Source organism: Bacillus sp. JJ1474, assembly GCF_036965225.1.
Taxonomy (GTDB): domain Bacteria; phylum Bacillota; class Bacilli; order Bacillales; family Cytobacillaceae; genus Cytobacillus.
Genome location: NZ_JBALPC010000184.1, coordinates 21768 through 28955 on the forward strand (window position 1 = coordinate 21768; position 7188 = coordinate 28955).

General features: G+C 37.3%; 8 protein-coding genes. 7 read left to right on the forward strand and 1 reads right to left on the reverse strand.

Features of this window, described 5'->3' with window-relative positions; all coding sequences use genetic code 11:
* Positions 1-198 precede the first annotated feature (198 nt).
* The 7 genes from V7164_RS20130 (at position 199) to V7164_RS20160 (ending at position 6863) form a co-directional block, all read left to right on the forward strand.
* A complete protein-coding gene (locus V7164_RS20130) occupies positions 199-849 on the forward strand; it encodes a protein kinase family protein (protein WP_335348325.1) in 651 nt (216 codons plus the stop codon).
* 42 nt (positions 850-891) lie between these two features.
* Positions 892-1284: a sporulation protein gene (locus V7164_RS20135; RefSeq protein WP_335348326.1), complete on the forward strand. Its 393-nt coding sequence runs from the start codon at positions 892-894 to the stop codon at positions 1282-1284.
* 272 nt (positions 1285-1556) lie between these two features.
* Positions 1557-2531: a LacI family DNA-binding transcriptional regulator gene (locus tag V7164_RS20140; RefSeq protein WP_335355046.1), complete on the forward strand. Its 975-nt coding sequence runs from the start codon at positions 1557-1559 to the stop codon at positions 2529-2531.
* Between the two features lie 16 nt (positions 2532-2547).
* Positions 2548-3432: a ribokinase gene (rbsK, locus tag V7164_RS20145; protein WP_335355047.1), complete on the forward strand. Its 885-nt coding sequence runs from the start codon at positions 2548-2550 to the stop codon at positions 3430-3432.
* Positions 3433-3512: 80 nt separating this feature from the next.
* On the forward strand, positions 3513-4739 hold the full coding sequence (locus V7164_RS20150; protein WP_335355048.1) for a NupC/NupG family nucleoside CNT transporter: 1227 nt from the start codon (positions 3513-3515) through the stop codon (positions 4737-4739).
* Positions 4740-4760: 21 nt separating this feature from the next.
* Positions 4761-5693: a nucleoside hydrolase gene (locus V7164_RS20155; RefSeq protein WP_335345019.1), complete on the forward strand. Its 933-nt coding sequence runs from the start codon at positions 4761-4763 to the stop codon at positions 5691-5693.
* A gap of 276 nt (positions 5694-5969) precedes the next feature.
* Positions 5970-6863: an EamA family transporter gene (locus V7164_RS20160; RefSeq protein WP_335355049.1), complete on the forward strand. Its 894-nt coding sequence runs from the start codon at positions 5970-5972 to the stop codon at positions 6861-6863.
* A 112-nt stretch (positions 6864-6975) separates the two neighbouring features.
* Here the strand turns inward: V7164_RS20160 and V7164_RS20165 are convergent.
* On the reverse strand, positions 6976-7188 hold a 213-nt coding region (locus tag V7164_RS20165), incomplete at its 5' end, for a branched-chain amino acid transport system II carrier protein (protein WP_335355050.1).

Consider the following 7188-nt stretch of genomic DNA (forward strand, 5'->3'; position numbering starts at 1 on the left):
AATTCTTCCGTTTAAGGGGAGTAGCATTACAATAAAGTCGTCATTACGGGATTAAATCCTCGGCTTTATTGGCAATTTTAAATTGTTTGCGAGACCTTACCGATTTATTGGTAAGGTCTTTTTGTATAAGGCGTTATAACCAGAAAATCGGTTATAACGCCTTTTTTGATTGTTCGTTAAACAAATAACTAGGGGAGCGTGTCTACTATTTTTCAATTTACTAATTTAGCTGAAAGTGTCAAAATGATCACTACTCATAACGAACAAAAGCTTTTGGATTACGATAAATCGCTAACTTTGATTGGAAAGGGAAGAAGTGCGTATGTATTTAGAATTCAACAATCTACTAAAGCAATAAAGGTATTTTTCCCTGATTATACCCATCTAGCTAAGGAGGAGGGGGAAATTTACAAATCGATTCAGCATATCCGTTATTTTCCCACTCTATATGAGGCAGGCCCTAATTATTTAGTCATTGATTATATAGATGGGCATACACTTTTTGAATGCCTAACAAAGGGTATACCGATTTTTGAAGAAAAGGTAAAGGAAATAGATGCAGCTTTACAGCTAGCTAGAGAACAAGGGTTAAATCCATCTGATATTCATTTGCGAAACATTATTATTACATCTAATAATGAAATTAAAATTATTGATGTAGCTCGATTTAGACAATCCAAATTATGCACCCAGTGGGCGGATTTAAAGGAAGCGTTCTACCGCTTCTATAATAAGCGCTATTTACCGAAGAAAATTCCCGATTTTTTATTGAATGGTATTGCTTTTATTTATAAAAAACTTCAAAATGGAAGCTTTAATAGAGAGACGAGTTCAAAATTCATTCATTAATAAATAGACACAAGAACCCAAAATATAAACAGGAGAGTATACATGATATTAAGAAAATATATGGCATTAATAGGAATAGGTTCAGCACAGATTGATCTGATACTTGATAAAGAAATATACCGTCCAGGTGAAGTCGTAAAGGGACATTTCTTGATTAAGGGAGGCACGATATCACAAGAACTGAAAAGGATAGATTGTGATTTGGTCACCTTTAATAGGACAGATGAAAGCGAAGAAATTGTGGATTCTATCACTATATTAACTACTAAAATCATTCAGTCTGAAGCTGTTAATAAAATTCCATTCTCATTCCTTTTGCCAAACAATGCCAGAATATCGACAGACACTTTATCTTATCGATTTAAAACAAGACTGGCCTTCAAACAAGGCGTGGAAAGCTTGGATCAGGACGCCATTCGGATTGTTCAAGATTAGTGAGCTTATCCTAAACGAAAAGTAGTAATAACAATAATAGAGGAGTTTAATAGCGAACAGCAAATGTCACTGTTCGCTATTTTTATATCCAAACCATTAATAACCAAATATGGATTTAGGCTGAAAAAGAACAGAGTAAATGTAAATAAATATGTCATATATATTCATTTTGTATGACATATTATACAGGATTCGACAAAATTCTTATTGACTAGTAAAACGATTCTGCTATAAAATATGTGTAACCGGTTACAGGTCAATGAGGTGACAAAATGGTTTCAATTAAGGATGTCGCAAAGCATACAGGTCTTTCTGTAGCTACTGTTTCAAGAGTATTAAATAATAAAGGTTATGTAAGCGAAGATTCCAGGAAAAAGATCGAGCAGGCGATTGCGGAATTGAACTACAAGCCGAATGCAGTCGCAAGGAGCCTTTTTAAGAAACAATCGAAAACGATAGGTTTAATGCTTCCAGATATTATGAATCCATTCTTTCCAGAGCTAGCTCGAGCAGTTGAGGACGTAGCAATAAAGCTTGGATATACAGTGATTCTGTGCAACTCAGATGAGGATAGGGCTAAAGAACAGGTTTATTTGGATATGATGATGCAGAAGTACGTTGATGGTTTAATCGTAGCATCTAATACCATGACTGCTGAGCAGATTGAGAAGATTAAGATCCCTATTGTCAGCATTGATCGGGAAATAAGTAAGGGCCTGCCAACAATCATAGTTGAAAATAGAAAAGGTGCAAGACTTGCTGCAAGTTTCTTGAAAGAATTAGGGCGACAGCGAATTGCTCATATTAGGGGCCCGCACGATATTTTTACTGCTGATGAGCGATGTAAAGGATATCGGGAAATTGTAAGTCAGGAGCCTTGGTTTAAAGAAACATTCATCGCTGAAGGAGATTTTTCCATGCAAACTTCATTTGATGCAACTATGAAGCTTTTGCAACTACACCCTGACATTGATGGGATATTTGCGGCAAATGATACTAGTGCCATCGGAACGATTAAAGCCGTTCATAAGCTTGGAAAAAAGGTGCCCGAGGACATTGCAATTGTTGGGTTTGATGGAATCATGATGTCAACTGCTACAACACCTGAATTAACAACAGTCGTTCAGCCCATCTATGAATTAGGGGAAAAAGCTGCAACTTTGCTCGTTCAATTAATAGAGAAGCAGCCAGTTTTGGAAACAATCTATACATTGGATGTTCACCTTGTTGAAAGGCAATCAACTTAAGGAGGTTTCAATTAAAATGAGCAATAATCCAAAAATAACAGTAGTCGGCAGCATTAATATGGATTTAGTGACGATAACTGATCAAGTCCCCCAAATAGGCGAAACACTATTAGGAAATCGATTTCAAACAAATCCTGGGGGGAAAGGCGCAAACCAAGCAGTTGCAGCAGCCCGATTAGGGGCAGATGTGCACATGATTGGATGTGTCGGGAATGATTCATTTGGGAAAGAGCTTATTCAACATCTATCTGACCAAGGTGTTGATGTAAGCAATGTGGAACCGGTTACAGGTTCAACGGGAACGGCTACGATTATTGTATCTAATCAAGATAATAGTATTATTGTCGTTCCGGCAGCTAACGAACATGTGACAGCAGCGTTCGTTGAATCAAAAAGAGATACAATTGCATCCAGTGATATTCTCATTCTACAGCTTGAGATTCCACTAGAAGGGGTAGAAAAAGCGGTGGAAATTGCAAAAGAAAATGGGGTCAAAATTATTTTAAATCCAGCTCCAATTCAAGAGCTGCCTGCTGAACTCATTGCAAATGTTGATTATCTAACGCCAAATGAACATGAGTATAAGGTATTAGAAAAAGCAATGGAAGAAAAAGTTCTGAAAGAAAAAGTAATTCTTACAAAAGGAAGCAAAGGCGTTAGTTTCTATCAAGGTGGAAAAGAAGTAAATATACCAGCATTCAGAGTAAATGTTGTAGATACAACTGGTGCTGGGGATTCGTTTAACGGCGGATTTGCAGTCGCTCTAAGCAAAGGTCTTACTATGGATGCTGCATGTAAATATGGCAATGCAGTTGCTGCGTTATCTACGACAAAGCTAGGCGCGCAAACGGGTATGCCAACGGAAAACGAGGTTAAGAATTTCATAAAAAATAACGGGTAAGCATTAAATTGAGAAAATAGTATATTTGGAATTTTGAAGTGATTTTTTTAACATTAAAAAACTTTAGCGAGGTGAAAAAATTGAATATTCTTTGGGGTTTAATCGGGTGTTCAATCATATTTTTTATTGCTTATTTAGTTTCTGAAAACAGGAAGGCGATTAATTTTCGTACTATTGGTTTAGGATTTCTTTTACAGCTTGTCTTTGGTTTTATTGTTCTGAAATCAAAATTAGGACAAGAAGCATTGCAAGCAGTTTCTGCTGGTGTCAATAAGGTCATCCATTATGGAGATGTTGGTGTAGCGTTCGTATTCGGCAGTCTTGCAGACAAGGCGGGTCCGGCAGGTTCGATTTTTGCGGTTAGAGTATTAGCAATCATTATCTTTTTATCAGCTTTAATTTCTCTTTTATATCACTTAGGAATTATGCAAATTTTTGTACGAATTATCGGCGGATTTATCTCAAGACTCTTAAAAGTTAGCAAGACAGAGTCAATGTCTGCAACAGCAAATATTTTCGTTGGGATGTCAGAAGCACCTCTTGTCATTAAGCCATATCTGCCATATATGACTAAATCGCAAATTTTTGCTGTCATGGTTGGAGGATTGGCATCTGTTTCCGGTGCTGTCATGATTGGACTAGCTGCGATGGGTGTGTCCATTGAATATTTAATAGCTGCAAGCTTCATGTCCGCACCAGCAGGACTTGTCATGGCTAAATTATTAATGCCGGAAACAGAAACGGACACGGAGATTGATTTAAAGACATTAGCAAACAATGGTGAAAATCCGAAGAAAAGAAATATTCTAGAAGTCATTACTGATGGTGCATTTGATGGTGCCAAAATAGCGTTTGGCGTTGCCGTCATGCTTATGGCTATTCTTGGCTTAGTTGCTTTCACAAATGGTATCCTTGGCGGAATCGGAGGTCTGTTCGGATTTGAAGGTTTATCTTTAGAAATGATCTTCGGTTATCTATTTGCACCGATTGCTTTTATTATTGGAATTCCTTGGAGTGAAGCAGTGATGGCAGGGAACTTAATTGGTCAAAAATTAGTATTCAATGAATTTGTTGCCTTTTCTTCATTCGCTGGGCAAACAGCTGAATTTTCACAAAAAGCCCAAGCCGTTATCACGTTTACTTTATGCGGATTTGCAAACTTAGGCTCTATTGGAATATTAGTTGGAGCATTATCATCCATGGCGCCAAATCAAAAAGCTGTTATTCAGAAATTAGCTTTTCGTGCGTTAATTGCCGCTTCATTGGCCAATCTAATGAGTGGTGCAATTGCTGGGATTTATTTCTAAAAAAAGTGAGGAGTGATCAGTGTGAAAAAGGTTATTATCGATGTAGATACTGGGGTAGATGATGCACTCGCCATTTTGTATGCGACACAGAGCGAACAGCTTGATGTTTTAGGAATTACAACGGTTTGCGGCAATGTTCCGCTTGAGCAAGTAAATATTAATACACACAGAATGTTGAAATTGCTCGGCATGGAAAACAAAATCAATGTATATAAAGGTGCTTCTCGCCCTCTTCTTAGAGAACCTTATCATGAATTTAGAGTTCATGGAGAAGATGGAATCGGCGGGGCGCTCGATCATATCGATGCGGGTGTACAAGAGAATAGTATCTTTGCTGCTGATTTCATCATCGAGCAGGCGGAAAAATATAAGGGAGAACTGACTCTCATCATGGTTGCTCCATTGACAAACCTCGCTCTAGCGCTTCGTAAAGAACCAAGAGTGGCCCAATGGGTGCAAGATGTTGTGATTATGGGGGGAATCGTGCAATCTTCCGGCAGAGGAAATACATTGCCGACTTCTGAGTTTAATATTTTTGGGGATCCAGAGTCAGCGAAAATTGTCTTCCATTCAGGCATGGACATTACTTTAGTTAGTTTAGATGTGACTAGAAAAGTGATGCTTTCTGAAGAACATATTAATCAATTAAAAGGGACCAAATACTATGAGTTTGTCAAAAATAGTACAGGCGTTTACAGGGAATTTTCTTTAGGCCTATACGGCGTCAATGCTTGTGCTTTACATGATCCACTAGCCGTTGCTGTGGCTTTAGACAAAAGTCTTGTGAAGACAGAGAAATATTATGTTGACGTAGAGACAAAAAGTGACTTGAGCTATGGACAGACAATCTGTGACTTTAGAAATTTATTGAAAAAAGAACCGAATGTAAACATTTGTGTAGATGTAGATCACGAAAGATTTCTTGAACGTTTTATCGAATATTTGAAAAAATAGATAAAGTGAAACTTCAATCAGTGGGGGGCTGGCGCATAGGATATGCTAGTTCAGACGTTGTTACAAGAAGTCGCGATTTATTCTCCCTCATCGACCACTGATTGTTAGTTGAACTAATCGGGCATTTACGGGCAGTAAGACTCCCACTTATACTTCATCGATTCCTCTTAGTCATGAAGTGGGAGTCTTTCTGCCCGTTAATCTGCGATAAAATTTTAATTGCCCACCTTTTTTAGGTGGGTATTCGTTATTTTTACAACTTAAGGAGAGGTATACGTGCTTAAAACATATAAATATTCACTTCTTGTTTTTCTTGGGGCATGCAGCTATGGAGTGATTGCATCTATTATAAAACTTGCCTATCATGATGGCTTTACGGTTGGGGAAGTTATTACCAGCCAATATTTTTTTGGCTGGTTAATGCTGCTGGTGTTAAGCCTTCTTTTTTCTAAAAAACGTATTTCATTAAAAAAAGCACTAATTTTAATCCTTGCAGGAACTTCTTCAAGCTTTACTGGTATGTTTTATGGAATATCGCTAAAGACCATTCCAGCTTCCATAGCAATTGTACTGTTATTCCAATTTACTTGGATTGGTATATTAATAGAAAGCCTGGTTGATAAACGACTGCCAAGCAGAGAGAAAATTTTGTCTGTTGTGATTCTATTAATTGGCACTGTTATGGCTAGTGGTATAATAGGTAATAGTTTTTCCACCCTTGATATGAAGGGGATTATTTTTGGTTTATTGTCAGCTATTACATTTTCATTATTTATATTTAGTACTGGAAGAATTGAAGCCGATGTTCCCTTTCTAAATCGGGGGGCATTAATGACGACTGGCGCTTTAATTATATTGATGCTAACTTTCTCACCATCATTTTTATATAATGGTTCCATGGCAGAGGGATTATGGAAGTATGGTATTTTATTAGGCTTACTAGGAGTAGTAATACCTATTAGTTTTTTTGCTATTGGTTCACCGAAAACAGGATCTGGATTGGCTACGATTCTAGGCGGTGCCGAACTTCCTACTGCCATCATTGCCTCCATTATTGTATTGAAAGAGTATGTGTCATTTCTTCAATGGGGCGGAGTATTGCTTATTCTTTTAGGAATATCCGTAACACCTATTAAACAATTAATAAAAAGTAAAGTTAAACTTCAATAACTTTGGAACAAAGAACCTGTCCAAAAAGTCACTTTTAAGGGAATTTGGTAAAAAAGGCGAACTGTGATAATCTGCGTTCGCCTTTTTATAGTTCACATGAAAAACACTATTATTACCCTTTAATTTCTACGGCTTTTGCTGTTTCTACTTTTCTATCAAACCCGCTCAAAAGTATTCCAATAACTGCCCCAGCAATAGCTGGTACAATCCATTCTAATCCAACTGAGTAGAATGGAAGAATCGCTCTGACCGATTCTAAAGATCCTAAGTCTAAGCCAAATGTTGTTAATCCTCCCATAAGTGCAAATACCCCTGTAAATAACAC